Below are 17,982 nucleotides of genomic sequence, written 5' to 3' on the forward strand. Positions count from 1 at the left end.
GTCCGTCACCCGATCGAAAGAAGTCCTCCCGCGATGGTCGGATTCATCCTCAGGCGCATCGCCGTCTCGATCCTGGTCCTCCTGGCAGCGTCGTTCATCATGTACGTGCTGGCCGCCAACTCCGGCGACCCGTTGCAGGACCTGCGCGACAGCTCCGCCGCCAACCGCGATCAGCTCATCGCCGCGCGTGTCGCGGCGCTCGACCTGAACGTCCCCGTTCCCCTGCGTTACTTCCTCTGGCTCGGCGGTGCCGCCGGCTGCCTCATCCCGTTCGCCGGCACGTGCAACCTCGGTCTCACGATCTCCAACGCCGCCGTCCTCGACATCCTCCCGACAGCCATCGGGTCGACCCTCCAGCTCGTCACAGCGTCGTTCGTGCTGGCCATCGTCCTCGGCATCGTGGTGGGCGTCGTCTCCGCCCTCCGCCAGTACAGCGGGTTCGACTTCGGCATCACGCTGCTGAGCTTCTTCCTCTTCTCGCTGCCGTCCTTCCTGGTCGCGGTGCTTCTGAAGGAGTTCATGGCTCTGGGCTTCAACAACTTCCTGGAATCGGCCACGGCCATCCCGATCTGGCTCATCGTGCTCCTGGGCGTGATCGCGGCCGTCGTGTGGCAGGCCATGATCGGTGGAGACACCCGCCGGCGTCTCATCGTCGCGGGCTCTGCGGGCCTCGCGACCGTCGCCCTGCTGGTGTACTTCAACCTCACCGACTGGTTCCGGAACCCGGGCCTCGGCCCGGTGGGCCTCCTTCTGCTGATCGCGGGCATCGTCGTGATCACGACCGCCCTCATCGCCGGTCTGCGAAACCGTCGAGCGCTGCTCGTGGCGGCGCTCAACGGTGCGATCGCCTACATCTGCTACTTCGCCCTGCAGGGTCTGTTCGACATCTCGACCTTCGCGACGATCATCATCCTCGGTGTCGTCGCCGTGGCGGTCGGTCTCGTCTCGGGATACGTCCTCGGCGCCCCCGACCGCGGGATGGTCGCGCGCATCGGCGGGCTGGTCGCCTTCCTGTCGGGTGCGCTCGTCGTGCTCGATCGCTACATGCAGTCGTGGCCGCAGTACGTGAGCAACCCGCGCATCAACGGCCGACCGATCGCCACGGTCGGTGCCGGCACCCCCGGGTTCACCGGTGACATGTGGATCACCGGAATCGACACGTTCACCCATCTGCTGCTGCCGACGATCTCGCTGCTGCTCATCTCCTTCGCCGGCTACACGCGGTACGCCCGCGCCGGAATGCTCGAGGTGATGAACCAGGACTACATCCGCACGGCACGCGCGAAGGGCCTGCCCGAGCGCACGGTCATCCTGCGCCACGGCCTGCGGAACATGCTCATCCCGATCGTGACGCTCGTCGCCACCGATGTCGGCGCGCTCCTGGGTGGCGCCGTCATCACCGAGAGGGTCTTCGCGATTTCGGGAATGGGCGCACTGTTCGTCACCTCGATCCAGCGCGTCGATGTGAACCCCGTGATGGGGTACTTCCTCGTCATCGCCATCACGGCGATCGTGTTCAACTTCCTGGCAGATCTCGCCTACGCCACGCTCGACCCCCGCGTGCGAGTGGTCGCATGATCGCCGCCGTCCGAATCCCGGAGGTCCTCCGATGACCCAGATGCTCCCCGAGCCGGCCAACGTCGACGCTCCGCCGCCGTCCGACGAGCGCCACACCGTCGGCGTCAGCCAGGGACGACTCATCCTGCGTCGGTTCCTGTCGAACAAGGTCGCCGTCGTCTCCGGCATCCTGTTCGTCCTCCTCGCGCTCTTCTCGATCTCGGCGATCGGCCTGGGGCCCATCCCCGGGTGGTGGAAGCACGACTACACCTCGCTCAACCCGCAGAACGACGGGGGAGCGCCGACCCTCACGCTGTGGCCCTTCTCGTTCGGCGAGCACCCGTTCGGTCAGGACCGCATCGGCATCGACTACTTCGCGATGACGATGCGCGGCATCCAGAACTCGATCCTGGTGATGATCATCATCAGCGTCGTGGGCACGGCCGTCGGCACCGTCATCGGCGCCCTCGCGGGCTACTACCGCGGGTGGATCGATTCGGTTCTGATGCGCATCACCGATGTCTTCATCGTCATCCCGATCATCGTGATCGGCGCCGTCGTCGGTCGTGCGACCGGTGGCCTCGGTGTGATTCCGCTGGCGTTCTTCCTCGCGATGGTCTCGTGGACGACGATCGCCCGCCTCGTGCGCGCCGAGTTCCTGTCGCTGCGCGAGCGCGAGTTCGTGGAAGCCGCCCGCGTGGCCGGCGCGAGCGACGCCCGCATCATCTTCAAGCACATCCTGCCCAACGCCATCGGCGTGGTGATCGTGGCGGCGACGCTGCTGGCCGCCTCCGCGATCCTCCTCGAGACCGCGCTGAGCTACCTGCAGCTCGGTGTGCGACCGCCGGACGTGTCGCTCGGTCTGATCATCTCCGACAACCAGTCCGCGTTCCAGACGCGCCCGTGGCTGTTCTGGTGGCCGGCCGTGTTCATCGTCGTGCTCGCCGTACTGGTGAACTTCGTCGGCGACGGCCTGCGCGACGCGTTCGACCCGCGGCAGAAGCGCTTCTCGCTGCGGCGCACCAAGGAGCAGCCCGCGTCGTCGAGCACGGCGCCGGCCAGCACCGAGGCGCGCGTGCACCCGGAGACGCCGTCGTCATGACGCGCGGCATCCTCGCGATGTCAGCCCAGGACGATCGCCAGCACGACGCCGACCGCACCCGCGGCCAGCAGAAGCAGGTTGTCGACCCGCGGGCGGACACCTACGGGCACCGTCTCGGCGATGCCGGCCTCGACACGGCCGGCGTCGCGCAGGGCGTACCAGCGGTCGCGGACGAGCGCGGCGGCGCGGCCGGAGTCGGTCGTGGGCAGTTCGCCCGGACGTGTTCCGGGAGCCGTCGTGCCCTCGCTCCGGCGGTGCGCCCGCGCGGCGCGCAGGGAGCCGGTGGCTCCCGGCGCGGGTGCGGCGGTCACACCGATGCGGCGGCCCGGAGTGTGCAGCTGGAGCGCGTAGCGCGTGTCGACGTGGATCAGCGCGGCCCAGGGCACGTCGTACGCGAGCGCGATGTTGTCGACCCGGACACCGTCGTCGTCGACGGTGATCGAGGGCGACCACAGGATGCCGTAGACCAGCGCCGCGCAGCCGAGGGCGCCGACGATCACGAGCGCGGGCGAGACGGCCGCCGCGTGAACGGCCAGCAGGCCGATCGCGACCACGGCGATCAGCACCCACAGGATGCCGCACAGGATGCGGGTGAACGTCGAACGGAACGTCTGGCGTGGCATCCCCTGATTCTTTCATTCCCCGATCACTCACTCCCGCTACGCGGGACGGAGAGGACAGCCTCATGAGCACGACCGAGAAGACGGGCGTTCCCGCGCTCGAGATGACCGACGTCAGCGTCGACTTCGCGGTGGACGACGTCTGGGTCCCCGCGGCGAAGAACCTCACCTACTCCATCGCCCGCGGCCAGGTCGTCGCCGTCGTCGGCGAGTCCGGCTCGGGCAAGAGCGTGAGCTCCATGGCGGTGCTCGATCTCCTGCCGCGCAACAGTCGTGTGCGCGGAAGCATCAAGGTCAATGGCCGCGAGGTCACGACGCTCAGCACGAACCAGATGCGGCAGTTGCGCGGTCCCGAGGTCGCCGCGATCTTCCAGGAGCCGATGACGGCGCTGAACCCGGTGCTGACGGTCGGGTCGCAGATCATCGAGGCGCTGCGCGCGCACACGACCATGGCGCCCTCCGAGGCGAAGGTCCGCGCGATGGAGCTCCTCGACATGGTGGGGCTCCCCGATCCCGCGAAGGCGTTCGCGTCCTACCCGCACCAGCTGTCGGGCGGCCAGCGTCAGCGCGCGATGATCGCGCAATCCATCAGCCTCGAGCCCGCGCTCCTCATCGCCGACGAGCCGACGACGGCTCTGGACGTGACGGTGCAGGCCGAGATCCTCGACCTCATCCGCGACCTCCGCGACCGCCTCGACTCGGCGGTCCTGCTGATCACGCACGACATGGGTGTCGTGGCCGATCTCGCCGACTGGATCGTCGTGATGAAGTCGGGCGAGGTCGTAGAGCAGGGGCCCGCCGTTCGGGTGCTCGGCGACCCGCAGGACGACTACACCAAGGAGCTGCTGGCGTCCGTGCCCCGGCTGGGGGAGACGCTCGAGGGTGAGGCGACCGTCGACGTCGTGGAGTCGCTGGCCGCGGCCGTCGCGAGCGGCCCCGCGCGCACGGAGACGATCCGTCTGGCCGCCGAGGCGCCGGAGATCGCGCACCCCGTGCTCACGCTCGAGAACGTGTCGATCGAGTACGGCAAGAAGGGCCGGGTCGCCGCCTTCCGCGCTGTCGACGATGTCACGCTCGGCATCGCCGAGGGCGAGATCGTGGGCCTGGTGGGCGAGTCCGGTTCGGGCAAGTCGACCATCGGTCGCGCGGCCATCGGACTCCAGCCGATCGCCGACGGGCGTCTCATCGTCGACGGCGTCGACATCTCCAGCGGCTCGCGCAAGCTCATCAAGTCGCTGCGCCGTCGCGTGGGCATCGTGTTCCAGGACCCGTCGTCGTCGCTGAACCCGCGCCTGCCGATCGGCGAGTCCATCGGCGAGCCGCTGTTCCTCGCCGGCGAGGCGAAGGGGGCCGCCCTCGACGCGCGCGTCGAGAAGCTCCTCGACGAGGTGCGACTGCCGCGCAGCTACCGCAACCGCTACCCGCACGAGCTCTCGGGCGGGCAGAAGCAGCGTGTCGGCATCGCCCGCGCCCTGTCGCTCCAGCCGCGCCTTCTCGTCGCCGACGAGCCGACGAGCGCCCTGGACGTCTCGGTGCAGGCCCGCGTGCTCGAGCTTCTCAGCGAGCTCCAGCAGGAGCACCGGTTCGCGTGCCTGTTCATCAGCCACGACCTCGCGGTGGTGGATGCCATGGCCGACCGCATCGTGGTCCTCAACCGCGGCAAGATCGCGGAGCAGGGGACCCGTGACCAGATCCTGCGCGCTCCGAAGGAGCCCTACACGCAGCGTCTCATCGCGGCCATCCCCGTCCCCGACGTCGAGGTGCAGGCGGCCCGTCGCGAACTGCGCCACGAGCTGCTGAAGAACACCCCGGCGTCCTGACCGCCGGTCGGGAGAGGGGCGGCGATCCCGAGGGGATGCCGCCCCTTTCGCGTCCCCGGACGGTTCCTGAGCGTCGCCTGCCGGTTCCCCGGCGGGCGCCCGGTAGACTGGGATGGCCCGATTCCGGGCGCCACCCCGAATTTTCCTGGAGACCCTCCATGGCGCACGCCCTTCGTCCTGACCTCCGTAACGTCGCGATCGTCGCGCACGTCGACCACGGCAAGACGACGCTCGTCGACGCCATGCTCCGCCAGACCGGCTCGTTCGGCGACCACGCGCACGTCGAAGAGCGCGCGATGGACTCCAACGACCTCGAGCGTGAAAAGGGCATCACGATCCTCGCCAAGAACACGGCGATCACGTACAACGGCATCCACACCGAGGTTCCCGTGACGATCAACGTCATCGACACCCCGGGTCACGCCGACTTCGGCGGCGAGGTCGAGCGCGGTCTGTCCATGGTCGACGGTGTCGTGCTGCTCGTCGACGCGTCGGAGGGTCCGCTGCCCCAGACGCGCTTCGTGCTGCGCAAGGCGCTCGAGGCGAAGCTCCCCGTCATCCTGCTGGTCAACAAGACCGACCGTCCGGACGCGCGCATCGCCGAGGTCGAGGAGGAGGCCCACGACCTGCTGCTGGGCCTCGCGTCCGACCTCGTCGACGACGTGCCCGACCTCGACGTCGACGCGCTGCTCGACGTGCCGGTGGTCTACGCCTCGGGTCGTGCCGGCGCGGCATCCCTGAACCGTCCCGACAACGGCGCACTCCCCGACAACGAGGATCTCGAGCCGCTCTTCGGCGCGATCCTCGAGCACGTGCCCGCTCCTTCGTACGACGACGAGGCGCCGCTGCAGGCCTGGGTGACCAACCTCGACTCGAGCCCGTTCCTCGGCCGCCTCGCCCTGCTGCGCGTCTTCAACGGCACGCTGAAGAAGGGTCAGACGGTCGCCTGGGTGCGCTCGGACGGCACGACGAGCAACGCCCGCATCACCGAGCTGCTCAAGACCCGCGCTCTCGAGCGCTACCCCGCCGACGACGCCGGCCCCGGCGACATCGTCGCGATCGCGGGTTTCCCCGACATCACGATCGGCGAGACGATCGCCGACCCGGAGGACGTCCGGCCGCTGCCGGCCATCACGGTCGACGACCCCGCCATCTCGATGACCATCGGCACGAACACCTCGCCCCTCATGGGCAAGGTCAAGGGCCACAAGCTCACCGCCCGCATGGTCAAGGACCGCCTCGACCGCGAGCTCATCGGTAACGTCTCGCTCAAGGTCGTCGACATCGGACGCCCGGATGCCTGGGAGGTCCAGGGCCGCGGCGAGCTCGCGCTGGCGATCCTCGTCGAGAACATGCGTCGCGAGGGCTTCGAGCTCACGGTCGGAAAGCCCCAGGTCGTCACCAAGCGCGGCGAGGACGGCAAGCTCAAGGAGCCGTACGAGCACCTGACGATCGACGCACCCGAGGAGCACCTCGGCGCGATCACGCAGCTCATGGCCGCGCGCAAGGGCCGCATGGACAACATGACCAACCACGGCACCGGCTGGGTGCGCATGGAGTTCGTCGTCCCCTCCCGCGGCCTGATCGGCTTCCGCAGCGAGTTCCTCACGATCACGCGCGGCACCGGCATCGCCAACGCCATCTCGCACGGCTACGACGACTGGGCGGGCTCGATCACGACCCGCCAGAACGGCTCGATCGTCGCCGACCGCATGGGCGTGGTGACCCCGTTCGCCATGATCGCCCTGCAGGAGCGCATGAGCTTCTTCGTGCAGCCGACCGAAGAGGTCTACGAGGGCATGGTCATCGGCGAGAACTCGCGCGCCGACGACATGGACGTCAACATCACCAAGGAGAAGAAGCTGACGAACATGCGTTCGTCGACGTCGGACTCCTTCGAGTCGATGACGCCCCCGCGTGTTCTCACGCTGGAGGAGTCGCTCGAGTTCGCCCGCGACGACGAGTGCGTCGAGGTCACGCCCGAGAAGGTCCGCATCCGCAAGGTCGTGCTCGACGCGACCGAGCGCGGCCGTGCCGCTTCGCGCGCCAAGCGTCAGGACGCCAACGCCTGAGTCTCCTTGTCAGACGGTCGACCCCTCGCGAAGCACTTTCGCGAGGGGTCGCCCTTTCGCCAGCTCGTCGACGAGCTTGTCGAGAAGGCGGATGCGGTACATCAGCGGGTCTTCGATCTGTTCCACGCGGATGCCGCACACGACGCCCGTCACGTTCGCCGCGAGCGGGTTCAGTCGTGCGGCCTCGAAGAACTCCCGGAACGACGTGGATGCCGCGATGTGGCGCGACAGCTCCGCGTCGTCGAACCCGGTGAGCCACCGGATGACGGCATCCAGTTCATCGCGCGTGCGCCCCTTGCGCTCGACCTTCGCGAGGTAGAGCGGGTAGACGCCCGCGACGGGTGTGTCGAAGATGCGGTGCATGCGCGGAACGCTACCCCTGTCCGTCTCCGGGAGCGACAGGTGCGACGATCCGTCACGCCGGTGCTGCGGCCTCCCGGCGCTTCGGTGTCCAAGACACGCGGATGCTCGCGGGCGCAGTCCGCGTGTCTTGGACACTCGATGCCTTACCGCGGCGCGGGTCAGCGCGACTCGGACACCAGTACCGCGCTCGTCCCGGGGACCAGCGCTTCGAAGACGTGCGGTGCATCTCCCGCGTACGACAGGTAGTCGCCCGGGTGCAGCTCGTACGGCGCATCCAGGGGGCCGACGCGTCCGTTCCCACTCACCAGAACGACATGCTCGACCGTGCCGCGCTGGTGCGGGTCGGACAGGCGGGGCTTCCCGGGTTCGGCGCGCAGCAGGTAGATGTCGCGTCGTGCGTGCGGGGGACTGGCGGACAGCAGCACGGCGAGGTAGTCGGCAGCCGACGCCGGGACCGCGGCGGACGGGGCGTCCCCCGCGCGGATCAGCGTGGGGGAGCGCACGCCCTCGTCGACCAGCACCGCGAAGGGCACCTCGAGAGCCGTGGCCAGAGCCCACAGTGTCTCGACGCTGGGGTTGCCTCCGCCGTTCTCGAGCTGCGACACGGTCGCCTTGGCCACGCCGGCACGGCGCGCCAGCTCGGAGACGCTCAGGTCGCGCCGCTCCCGCTCGCGTCGCAGGGTCGCCGCGATACGGTCACCGAGGTCGCTCATGCGTTCATTATGCTCTCCGTTCGTTCGACTTGACGAACGACGCGTCTCGTTCGAGAATCCGATCATGCGTTCATCAGACCGAACACCGCTCCCCGCCGCCACGCGGCAGGGGCTCGCCGTCGCTCTCGCGACCAGCGCGTACGGCATCTCGTTCGGGGCGCTGTCCGTGGCATCCGGGCTCGATGTCTGGCAGACGTGCGTGCTGAGCCTGCTGATGTTCACCGGCGGCTCGCAGTTCGCCTTCGTCGGAGTCGTCGCCGCCGGGGGACTCGCCGCGGCTCCCGCGGCGATCGCGTCCGCGGGGCTTCTGGGCGTGCGCAACGCCGCCTACGCGATGCGGATGTCGCCCGTCATCGGCCCGGGTCTCGGGCGACGTGCCCTCGCGACGCCGTTCACGATCGACGAGTCGGTGGCCGTGTCTCTCGCGCAACCGACGCTCGCGGCGCGACGCACCGGGTTCTGGGTCACGGGCGTCGCGATCTGGCTCGGGTGGAACGCGACGACGCTCGCCGGCGCGCTCCTCGGAGACGTCCTGGGCGACCCGCGGGCGTGGGGATTGGATGCCGCGGCCGCCGCCGCTTTCCTCGCCCTGCTGTGGCCGCGTCTGCGCGGACGCCAGCCGCTCGCGGTCGCGGTCGGGGCGGCGGTCGTCGCCGCACTGCTGACGCCGTGGGTGATGCCCGGCATCCCCGTCATCGCCGCGGCGGGCGTCGCCGTCGCGCTGGGATGGTTCGACCCGCGCCCCGCGTCGTCGGCCGCGGACGAAGAGAAGGGGATGCCATGACCCTCTGGACCGCCGTCCTCGCGGCATCCGTCCTCTGTCTCGGGCTGAAGGCGATCGGGTATCTGCTCCCGCAGGCGTGGCTCGATGCGCCGCGCCCCGCCCGCATCGCCGATCTGTTGACGGTGGCCCTGCTCTCGGCGCTGGTCGTCGTGCAGGCCCTGGGCGCAGGCTCCGCGATCGTGATCGACGCGCGTTTGCCCGCGGTCGTGGTGGCGGCCGGCCTGCTGTGGCTGCGGGCGCCGTTCCTCGTGGTCGTGGCCGCCGCGGCCGTGACCGCCGCGCTCCTGCGGGCGCTCGGCTGGGCCATATGAACCCGCGCCTAGACTGACCCTGTGGGTTCAGGGATCGTTCGCGTCATCGGGTGGGTCGTCGCCTTCCTCGTCGGCGCCTTCTACGGCACCGCGGCCACCGTCGGTCACGCCTTCCGTGTCGGGGTCGTCCCGCTGGGACTCATCCTCGGAACCATCGGGTGCGCCGGTCTCCTCATCGCTCTCCGCACCCTGACGCAGGACCGCGTCAACGCGATCGCCGGGGGACTCGGGATCATCGGCGCCACCTACCTGTTCTCGCAGGTCGGCCCCGGCGGCTCGGCGATCGTGGCCGCCGCGACCCCCGACACCGAGTGGATCGCGATCGCCTGGACGTTCGTCGGGCCGATCCTCCTCGCCCTGGTGGCCTTCTGGCCGAACGTGTCGACGCTGCGCGTGCAGCCCGCCGACGGATCATAGGACACCGGCGCGGGGCCCGGTCCCCGTCGCCGTCACGCGTAGACTGAGCGGGTGACTTACGTGATCGCCCTCCCGTGTGTCGATGTCAAGGATCGCGCGTGCATCGACGAATGCCCCGTCGACTGCATCTACGAGGGTGAGCGGTCGCTCTACATCCACCCCGACGAATGCGTCGACTGCGGTGCGTGCGAGCCCGTCTGCCCCGTCGAGGCCATCTACTACGAGGACGACCTCCCCGAGGAGTGGTCCGACTACTACAAGGCCAACGTCGAGTTCTTCGACGACATCGGCTCGCCCGGCGGTGCCGCCAAGGTCGGTGTCATCGCCAAGGATCACCCGGTGATCTCGGCGCTCCCTCCGCAGAGTCACTGACCCGTGGGTGTCGCGGACCTCGCCGACTACCCCTGGGACGCGGTCGCGCCGTACGCCGAGCGCGCCCGACGGCACCCCGCCGGGATCGTCGACCTGTCGATCGGTTCGCCCGTCGACCCGACTCCCGCGGTCGTGGCCGAGGCCCTGGCCGCGGCGACCGACGCGCACGCGTACCCCCAGACGATGGGGACGCCCGCGCTGCGCGAGGCGATCGTCGACTGGTATGCCCGCCGCCGCGGCGTCCCCGGCCTGACTCCCGCGCATGTGCTGCCCACGGTCGGCTCGAAAGAGCTGGTCGCCCTCCTGCCGCTGCTGCTCGGCCTCGGTCCCGGCGACGCCGTCGTGCACCCTCGGGCGGCCTACCCGACCTACGAAGTCGGCGCCCGTCTCGTCGGCGCGGAGGCCGTGGCATCCGACGATCCGGCCGAGTGGCCCGCGAACACGCGCCTCGTCTGGATCAACTCGCCGGGGAATCCCGACGGCCGCGTGCTGTCCACGCAAGAGCTGACGGATGCCGTGACCCGGGCGCGCGCGCTGGGTGCGGTGATCGCGTCCGACGAGTGCTACGCCGAACTGGGCTGGGATGCGCCGTGGGACACCGCGGGCGTGCCGAGCGTTCTCGACCCGGCGGTCGTCGGTGACGATCTCACCGGCGTGCTGTCGGTCTACTCGCTGAGCAAGCAGTCGAACCTCGCGGGATATCGCGCCGCGTTCCTCGCCGGCGATCCCGAGATCGTGGCGGGCCTCCTGACCGGTCGAAAGCACCTCGGTCTCATGCCCCCCGCCCCCGTGCAGCGGGCGATGACGGTCGCCCTCGGCGACGACGCGCACGTCGCCGAGCAGCGCGAGCGCTACGCCCGACGGCGCGCCGTCCTGAAGCCCGCGGTCGAGGCCGCCGGGTTCCGCGTCGACCGCAGCGAGGGTGGCCTCTACCTCTGGGCGACGGAGGGTCGCGACGCGTGGGAGAGCGTCGGGCGGCTCGCCGATCTCGGCATCCTGGTCGGTCCGGGACACTTCTACGGCACCCATTTCCCCCAGCACGTCCGCTTCTCGCTCACCGCGACCGACGAGCGGATCGCGGCAGCGGCGGAGCGTCTCACTCCCTGAGCCGCCGAACAGTGGGATCCCTCCATCGGAAGGGGGCATCCTTTGGCGGTGTCATCTGTACGTCGTCGGCCCCGATAGGCTGTAGGGGCACTCCGAGCGGGTCACCCTCCGCCGAGCGCCGTGTCGGGAACCGCGCAGATGGATCCCGGCCGAGGACCACGGTCCTGACCACATGGGCGACCAGAAATCGCAAGGAGGCGCGGTGAGCGACGCGGGTATCGAGCACGACAAGGCCACCCTCACGGTGGGGGGCACCACCGCCGAATTCCCGGTTCTGCGGGGCACCGACGGGGTTCCGAGCATCGACATCGCGTCGCTGACGAAGCAGACCGGTCACACCACGCTCGACTACGGCTTCGTCAACACGGCGTCGACCAAGTCGGACATCACGTTCATCGACGGCGACCAGGGCATCCTGCGTTACCGCGGATACCCGATCGAGCAGCTCGCCCAGCACAGCACCTACCTCGAGGTCGCCTGGCTCCTGATCTACGGCGAACTCCCGTCCGCCTCCGAGCTGGCCGCGTTCGACGAGCGCATCCGTCGTCACACGCTGCTGCACGAAGACCTCAAGCGCTTCTTCTCCTCGCTGCCGCCGACCGCGCACCCCATGTCGGTGCTGTCGGCGGCCACGGCGGCACTCTCGACGTACTACGAGTCCGAGTCCGATCCGCACAACCCCGAGCACGTCGAGCTGAACACCGTCCGCATGCTCGCGAAGCTCCCCGTGATCGCGGCCTACGCGCACAAGAAGAGCATCGGCCAGGCGTTCCTGTACCCCGACAACTCGCTGAGCTTCGTCGACAACTTCCTCAAGCTGAACTTCGGCGTGCTGAGCGAGATCTACGAGGTCAACCCGGTCATGACGAAGGCGCTCGACCTGCTTCTCATGCTCCACGCCGACCACGAGCAGAACGCGTCGACCTCGACGGTGCGTCTTGTGGGCTCGACCGGCGCGAACCAGTTCGCGTCGATCTCGGCCGGCATCCAGGCCCTGTCCGGTCCGCTCCACGGCGGCGCCAACGAGGCCGTCCTGCAGATGCTCGGACGCATCCGCGACTCGGGGGAGAGCGTCGAGCGTTTCGTCGAGCGCGTCAAGAACAAGGAAGACGGCGTGAAGCTCATGGGCTTCGGGCACCGCGTCTACAAGAACTACGACCCCCGCGCGAAGCTCGTGAAGGGTGCCGCCGACGAGGTCCTCGAGGCACTCGGCGTGAGCGACCCGCTGCTGGATCTCGCGAAGGAGCTCGAGCAGATCGCTCTCGAGGACGACTACTTCAAGGAGCGTCGCCTCTACCCGAACGTCGACTTCTACACCGGCGTCATCTACAAGGCGATGGGTTTCCCGACCCGGATGTTCACGGTGCTCTTCGCGATCGGCCGCCTTCCCGGCTGGCTCGCGCAGTGGCGCGAAGCGATCACCGACCCGCAGACCAAGATCGGCCGCCCGCAGCAGCTGTACACGGGCGCCGCACAGCGCGACTACCCCGGCGTCTGATCCGAAGCCGACGCCCCGTCCCTCTCGCGAGGGGCGGGGCGTTTCGCTGTGCGCGCCGACTGCGCTCGCTCAGTGATTCGCGCTGTGTCAGCCCGATCCGGGTCGATGCGGCTGAGCCTGCGCGGATCGCTGACTCACGGCCGCCCGGCCGGAGGGGTGGATGCCGAGACTCGGCGTCGGCGCGCTAGGTTCGGTGCGTGCCGCGTCTGCTCGTCCGTCGCCCCTCGCCCCTGCTCGCGGAGGGTGAGCTCACGCATCTCGACCGGGTTCCGGTCGACGCGGACGTGGCGCTCGCCCAGTGGCGCGGCTACGTCGACATCTTCCGGAGCCGCGGGTGGGACGTGATCGAGATCGAGGCGGCGGACGCGCAGCCCGACGGCGTGTTCGTCGAGGATGCCGTCGTGGTATTCGGCGACCTCGCCGTGCTCTGCCGTGCCGGAGCGGAATCGCGCCGCGGCGAGGCGCCCACGGTGGCTGCGGCGGTCGCGGCATCCGGACTCGAGGTCGCCGAGATCGTGGCGCCAGGGACGCTCGACGGCGGCGACGTGCTCAAGATCCGCCGGACGGTGTACGTCGGAGCCTCCTCGCGGACGAACGCCGAGGGGATCGCCCAGCTCCGAGCGCTGCTCTCTCCCCGCGAGTGGGACGTCGTCGCCGTGCCCGTCACCAAGGTCCTGCATCTGAAGTCGGGCGTGACGGCGCTCCCCGACGGAACGGTGGTCGGTTACGCGCCGCTCGTCGACGACCCCGCGGCTTTCCCGGTCTTCGCGCCCGTCCCCGAAGAGCACGGCACCGCGGTCGTGGTGCTCGACGAGGCCACGGTGCTGATGTCGTCCGACGCCCCCGAGACCGCCGCCGCCCACCGGCGGCGCGGTCTCGAGGTCGTCACGGTAGACGTGAGCGAGTTCGAGAAGCTCGAGGGGTGCGTCACGTGCCTCTCGGTGCGCCTGCGCGACTGACGCCGCGCCGACTCAGGCGTGCAGCGCCGCGTTCAGCGTGACGCCGACGCCCGCGCGCGCGGAGGCTTCCACCGCGCCGGTGAGGGAATTGCGACGGAACAGGATGCCGTCGCGCCCCGACAGCTCGCCGGCCTTCACCGTCTCGTCGCCGACGCGCACCTTCGTCCCCGCGGTCACGTACAGGCCCGCCTCCACGACGCAGTCGTCACCGAGCGAGATGCCGATGCCCGCGTTCGCCCCGAGGAGCGTGCGGGCCCCGATCGAGACGCGGTGGGTGCCGCCGCCGGACAGCGTGCCCATGATCGAGGCGCCACCGCCGATGTCGGTCCCGTCGCCGATGACCACACCCTGCGACACGCGCCCCTCGATCATCGAGGCGCCGAGCGTGCCGGCGTTGAAGTTGACGAACCCTTCGTGCATCACGGTCGTGCCGGGGGAGAGGTACGCGCCGAGGCGCACCCGCGAGGCGTCCGCGATACGGACGCCGACCGGCGTGACGTAGTCGAGAAGACGCGGGAACTTGTCGAGTCCCTGCACCTGGATGCCGTGGCGGAGCAGCGTCGGACGCAGTCGCGTCGCGTCGTCGGGGTGGATGGGCCCGGCGTTGGTCCACGCGACGTTGGGGAGGTGCGCGAAGATGCCGTCGAGTGAGATCTCGTTCGGACGGACGAGGCGGTGCGACAGCGCCTGGAGCCGGAGATAGGCGTCGACGGTCGAGGCGGGAGCGGCATCCGCATCGATCGTCACCGTCACGACCTCGACCCGGACGGCGCGTCGGTCATCGGGCCCGGCGAGCGCCGAGAGGTCGTGGTCGGCGCCGGCATCGGTGGTGCCGAGCGCGGGTGCGGGGAACCAGGCGTCCAGCACCGTCCCGTCGGCGGAGATGGTCGAGAGGCCGGTACCGGTGATCAGTCGTTCGTTCGTCACTCCGACAGGCTAGCGGGGCGCCCTGGGTAGGATCGGACGCATGCCCACGCTCGATCTGACCGCATCTTCCGTCGCGATCACGCGAGCGATCTGCGACATCCCCAGCGTCTCGGACGACGAGACCCCCCTGGCGGATGCCATCGAGGCGGCCGTGTCGGGCTACTCCCACCTGGAGGTGATCCGCGACGGCGACACGATCGTCGCGCGCACGTCCCTCGGGCGCTCGCGGCGCGTGGTCATCGCGGGGCACATCGACACCGTGCCGATCAACGACAACCTGCCCACGCGCGACGTCGAGATCGACGGCGAGGCGTTCCTGTGGGGACGAGGCACCGTCGACATGAAAGCCGGCGTGGCGGTTCAGCTGAAGCTCGCCGTCGAGCTCACCGAACCTCCGGTCGACATCACGTGGATGTGGTACGACCACGAGGAGGTCGATTCCGCGCTGAACGGGCTCGGGCGGCTCGCGCGCAACCACCCCGATCTCTTCGTCGGCGACTTCGCGATCCTGGGGGAGCCGAGCAACGGCGAGGTCGAGGGCGGCTGCAACGGCACCCTGCGGGCCCTCGTTCGAACGACGGGCGTCCGTGCCCACAGCGCCCGCTCCTGGATCGGCGAGAATGCCATCCACAAGGCGGCGCCGGTCCTCGCCCGGCTGGCCGAGTATCGGGCCCGCGAGATCGAGGTCGAGGGGCTCGTCTACCGCGAGGGTCTGAACGCCGTTCGGATCACGGGCGGTGTGGCCGGCAACGTCATCCCCGACGCGTGCGAGGTCGAAGTGAACTATCGTTTCGCGCCCAGTCGTGATGCGGCCGCCGCCGAGCGCGTCGTGCGCGACGTGTTCACGGGCTTCGACGTCGAGATCGTCGATGTCGCCGTGGGGGCGCGTCCGGGACTCGACGCGGCCCTGGCCCGCGAATTCGTGGCCGCGGTCGGCGCCACCCCGCAGCCCAAGTACGGCTGGACCGACGTCGCGCGGTTCTCGGCACTCGGCATCCCGGCCGTCAACTACGGTCCCGGTGACCCGCACCTCGCGCACCACGACCAGGAGCGCGTGCCGCTCGCGCAGATCGAGTCCGTCGAACGCGGGCTCCGGTCCTGGCTGACCGGGTCGTGAGCACGGCGACCGCGGCATCCCCGCGGGCACGGTCCTGGCAGGGCTGGCCCGCGGTGGCGCGTATCGCGGTCGTCTACGTCGTGGCCCGCCTCGTCACGACCGGCTTCTTCCTCGTCGCCGCGGCGCTGTCGGGGCCGGGGTCCCGCTACGGTGTGTCGCCGTCGCTGGGCGAACTGGCGCTCGGCTGGGACGCCCAGTGGTACTGGTACGCGGCCGTCAACGGGTATCCGTCGCAGCTCCCGCTGACCCCGCAGGGGGGAGTGGCCGAGAACGCGTGGGCCTTCCTCCCGGTGTTCCCGTATCTCGCCGCGGGGCTCGGGACGCTCCTCGGCTCGTGGGCCGCGGGCGCCGTCGTCATCTCGCTGCTGTCGGGCTTCGGGGCGAGCGTCGTGCTCCACGGGCTGTTGCGCGACCGCATCGGCGACTCGGCCGCGATGTGGGCGGTGACGTTCTTCGCCTGCGGACCGCTCGCGGCGATGTTCCAGGTCGGGTACGCCGAGTCGCTGTTCCTCCTTCTGCTCTTCCTCGCCCTCCGGTGCGTGCAGCGACGTCGGTGGGGGTGGCTGTACGTCCTCGTGCCCGTGATGGGGTTCACACGCCCCGGCATCCTGGCCTTGGCGCTCTTCCTCGGGTTGTACGGCGTGCACCGGTTCGTGCGGCGGCGCGTGGAGCCGCTGCCGCTGCGCGATGTCGCTCACCTCGTCGGGGTCGCTGCCGTTGCGGTGGTGGTCGGGTTCGCGTGGCAGGTCATCGCGGGACTGGTGACGGGCGACTCCGGTGCATACCTGGCCACCGAACTCGCGTGGCGGCGCAATTGGATCGGCGACAGCACCGGGAGCTTCATCCCCGTCGACGGGTGGATCCAGGCCGCGGGGTTCTGGTTCACGCAGTGGGGGCTCGGCCCCGTCACCGGCTACGTGGCGCTCGTGCTCCTGGTGCTCGGAACCGCTGCGGCGCTGTTGTTCGCCCCCCAGGTGAAGCGTCTCGGCGTCGAGCTGCGTCTCTGGTCGGCGAGCTACCTCATCTATCTGCTGCTCGTGTTCTTCCCGCAGTCGAGCATCTTCCGCCTGCTCCTCCCGATCTCGCCGCTGTGGGGAGCGCTGGCGGTTCCCCCCTCGCGCACCTGGCGGATAGCCGTGCTGGCGGCCGCCCTCCTGGGCCAGTGGTGGTGGATTTACAACACGTACGGGCTCGGGAACACGTACTGGCAGATCCCGTGACCGCGTGTGACGCGACGCGGGGAGGCGCGGCAACTCGGGGTACTCCGGGGACCGACTAAACTAGTCCGTAGACCAACGACGAAAAGGGGGCCGCGATGGCAGCCATGAAGCCGCGTACCGGTGACGGACCGATGGAGGCCGTGAAGGAGGGCCGGCTCATCATCGTGCGCGTCCCGCTCGAAGGCGGCGGACGCCTGGTGGTGTCTGTCAACGACGCTGAGGCGAAGGAACTGTACGACGTGCTCGGAGGAGTCGTCGGCGCAGCCTGACGCATCATGAACGAAGGCCGGTCCCCGCGGGGACCGGCCTTCGTCGTTCTCGCCCGGGTGAGCCCGCGGCGGTGGTCAGGTGAGGGGAGAGACCGTCGTCAGCTGGAGGAGACCCTCGCCGGTGGTCGAGAGCGCACCGAACACGGCGGGTGAGGTCTGCACCTCCTGGATCAGCGAGCGGTAGGCGGTCGTGACGGCATCGCGGCGCACGGGGTCGGCGACCCCGCCCCCGGCGAGGACGCGCGGAACGAGCACCGTGCCCCCCGCACGGACCAGCCGCAGACCATGCTCGACGTACTCGATGACGCCCTCGGCATCCGCGTCGATGAGCACGATGTCGTAGGACGCCTCGTTCATCCGCGGCAGGACGTCGGCGGCGCGACCGGTGATGAACCGGGCCCGAGCCGCGGGAACACGGGCTTCGGCGAACGCGGCGCGCGCGGCGCCCAGGTGTTCGGGCTCGCTGTCGATGGTGGTGAGGGTCGCCCGGGGCGAGCCGTGGAGCAGCCACAGGCCCGACACACCGCCGCCGGTACCGACCTCGACGATGTTGAGGGCACGGGACGCCGCGGCGAGCACGGCGATCTGCGCGCCGACGGCCGGGCTGATCGGTGCCGCACCGAGCTCGAGCGCATGCGCGCGTGCGCGTGCGATGTGCTCCGGTTCGACCGTCGACTCCTGCACGAACCGCTCGTTCGCCTCGTAACCGCTCACGTGGACCTCCCCGCCCAGGCTAGACGGGTGAGTGGTGCGG

The 17,982-nt window shown here is 69.9% G+C and carries 19 protein-coding genes; 14 read left to right on the top strand and 5 right to left on the bottom strand.

What is annotated here, in order from left to right; all coding sequences use genetic code 11:
* Positions 1–33: 33 nt before the first annotated feature.
* Both QM517_RS02480 and QM517_RS02485 read left to right on the top strand, forming a co-directional pair.
* Positions 34–1,578, top strand: a complete 1,545-nt coding sequence (locus QM517_RS02480) for an ABC transporter permease (RefSeq protein ID WP_077051798.1) — start codon at positions 34–36, stop codon at positions 1,576–1,578.
* Between the two features lie 31 nt (positions 1,579–1,609).
* On the top strand, positions 1,610–2,659 hold the full coding sequence (locus QM517_RS02485; protein ID WP_283284954.1) for an ABC transporter permease: 1,050 nt from the start codon (positions 1,610–1,612) through the stop codon (positions 2,657–2,659).
* Positions 2,660–2,679: 20 nt separating this feature from the next.
* Here the strand turns inward: QM517_RS02485 and QM517_RS02490 are convergent, their stop codons facing one another.
* Entirely contained in the window at positions 2,680–3,282 is a 603-nt protein-coding gene (locus QM517_RS02490) for a PH domain-containing protein (protein WP_283284956.1), read from the bottom strand.
* 62 nt (positions 3,283–3,344) lie between these two features.
* On the opposite strand from QM517_RS02490, the gene QM517_RS02495 reads away from it, so the two are divergent.
* Both QM517_RS02495 and typA read left to right on the top strand, forming a co-directional pair.
* Positions 3,345–5,099, top strand: coding sequence for a dipeptide ABC transporter ATP-binding protein (locus tag QM517_RS02495; protein ID WP_283284958.1), 1,755 nt, complete (start codon positions 3,345–3,347; stop codon positions 5,097–5,099).
* A 158-nt stretch (positions 5,100–5,257) separates the two neighbouring features.
* Positions 5,258–7,171 (top strand): translational GTPase TypA, encoded by a 1,914-nt coding sequence (gene typA, locus QM517_RS02500; protein WP_077051794.1) that lies wholly within the window; start codon positions 5,258–5,260, stop codon positions 7,169–7,171.
* A 9-nt stretch (positions 7,172–7,180) separates the two neighbouring features.
* Here typA and QM517_RS02505 read toward each other — a convergent pair whose 3' ends face one another.
* Both QM517_RS02505 and QM517_RS02510 read right to left on the bottom strand, forming a co-directional pair.
* Positions 7,181–7,534 (bottom strand): DUF2200 domain-containing protein, encoded by a 354-nt coding sequence (locus QM517_RS02505; protein WP_077051793.1) that lies wholly within the window; start codon positions 7,532–7,534, stop codon positions 7,181–7,183.
* 158 nt (positions 7,535–7,692) lie between these two features.
* Positions 7,693–8,247, bottom strand: coding sequence for a helix-turn-helix domain-containing protein (locus tag QM517_RS02510; protein ID WP_283284960.1), 555 nt, complete (start codon positions 8,245–8,247; stop codon positions 7,693–7,695).
* A gap of 64 nt (positions 8,248–8,311) precedes the next feature.
* Here QM517_RS02510 and QM517_RS02515 point away from each other — a divergent pair, with 64 nt between their 5' ends.
* From QM517_RS02515 to ddaH, 7 genes are all read left to right on the top strand, one after another.
* Entirely contained in the window at positions 8,312–9,031 is a 720-nt protein-coding gene (locus QM517_RS02515) for an AzlC family ABC transporter permease (protein WP_283284961.1), read from the top strand.
* Positions 9,028–9,342 carry an AzlD domain-containing protein gene (locus tag QM517_RS02520; protein WP_283284964.1) on the top strand — a complete coding sequence of 105 codons (315 nt, stop codon included), beginning with the start codon at positions 9,028–9,030 and terminating at the stop codon, positions 9,340–9,342. Before QM517_RS02515 ends, QM517_RS02520 begins: the two co-directional genes overlap by 4 nt.
* Positions 9,343–9,363: 21 nt before the next feature.
* Positions 9,364–9,759 carry a histidinol dehydrogenase gene (locus QM517_RS02525; RefSeq protein WP_077051789.1) on the top strand — a complete coding sequence of 132 codons (396 nt, stop codon included), beginning with the start codon at positions 9,364–9,366 and terminating at the stop codon, positions 9,757–9,759.
* Between the two features lie 51 nt (positions 9,760–9,810).
* Positions 9,811–10,131, top strand: coding sequence for a ferredoxin (gene fdxA / locus QM517_RS02530; protein WP_022878250.1), 321 nt, complete (start codon positions 9,811–9,813; stop codon positions 10,129–10,131).
* A gap of 3 nt (positions 10,132–10,134) precedes the next feature.
* The gene (dapC, locus tag QM517_RS02535; protein ID WP_283284968.1) at positions 10,135–11,238 is read left to right on the top strand and encodes a succinyldiaminopimelate transaminase; all 1,104 of its coding nucleotides are present in this window, start codon (positions 10,135–10,137) and stop codon (positions 11,236–11,238) included.
* Positions 11,239–11,410: 172 nt separating this feature from the next.
* Positions 11,411–12,736 (top strand): citrate synthase, encoded by a 1,326-nt coding sequence (locus QM517_RS02540; protein ID WP_175627614.1) that lies wholly within the window; start codon positions 11,411–11,413, stop codon positions 12,734–12,736.
* A gap of 197 nt (positions 12,737–12,933) precedes the next feature.
* Complete coding sequence (gene ddaH / locus QM517_RS02545; protein WP_283284971.1) at positions 12,934–13,695, top strand: dimethylargininase; 762 nt, start codon at positions 12,934–12,936, stop codon at positions 13,693–13,695.
* 12 nt (positions 13,696–13,707) lie between these two features.
* Here the strand turns inward: ddaH and dapD are convergent, their stop codons facing one another.
* Positions 13,708–14,622 (bottom strand): 2,3,4,5-tetrahydropyridine-2,6-dicarboxylate N-succinyltransferase, encoded by a 915-nt coding sequence (gene dapD / locus QM517_RS02550; protein ID WP_077051786.1) that lies wholly within the window; start codon positions 14,620–14,622, stop codon positions 13,708–13,710.
* Between the two features lie 40 nt (positions 14,623–14,662).
* Between dapD and dapE the strand changes: the two genes are divergently transcribed.
* The 3 genes from dapE (at position 14,663) to QM517_RS02565 (ending at position 17,228) form a co-directional block, all read left to right on the top strand.
* Positions 14,663–15,739, top strand: a complete 1,077-nt coding sequence (dapE, locus tag QM517_RS02555; RefSeq protein WP_283284972.1) for a succinyl-diaminopimelate desuccinylase — start codon at positions 14,663–14,665, stop codon at positions 15,737–15,739.
* The gene (locus tag QM517_RS02560) at positions 15,736–16,959 is read left to right on the top strand and encodes a hypothetical protein (RefSeq protein WP_283284974.1); all 1,224 of its coding nucleotides are present in this window, start codon (positions 15,736–15,738) and stop codon (positions 16,957–16,959) included. The genes dapE and QM517_RS02560 overlap by 4 nt, the downstream gene beginning before the upstream one ends.
* A gap of 95 nt (positions 16,960–17,054) precedes the next feature.
* The gene (locus QM517_RS02565; RefSeq protein ID WP_076490128.1) at positions 17,055–17,228 is read left to right on the top strand and encodes a DUF3117 domain-containing protein; all 174 of its coding nucleotides are present in this window, start codon (positions 17,055–17,057) and stop codon (positions 17,226–17,228) included.
* A gap of 75 nt (positions 17,229–17,303) precedes the next feature.
* Here QM517_RS02565 and QM517_RS02570 read toward each other — a convergent pair whose 3' ends face one another.
* Positions 17,304–17,942, bottom strand: coding sequence for an O-methyltransferase (locus QM517_RS02570; RefSeq protein WP_077051783.1), 639 nt, complete (start codon positions 17,940–17,942; stop codon positions 17,304–17,306).
* Positions 17,943–17,982 lie beyond the last annotated feature (40 nt).

Source organism: Microbacterium sp. IEGM 1404 (assembly GCF_030056775.1).
Lineage (GTDB): Bacteria > Actinomycetota > Actinomycetes > Actinomycetales > Microbacteriaceae > Microbacterium.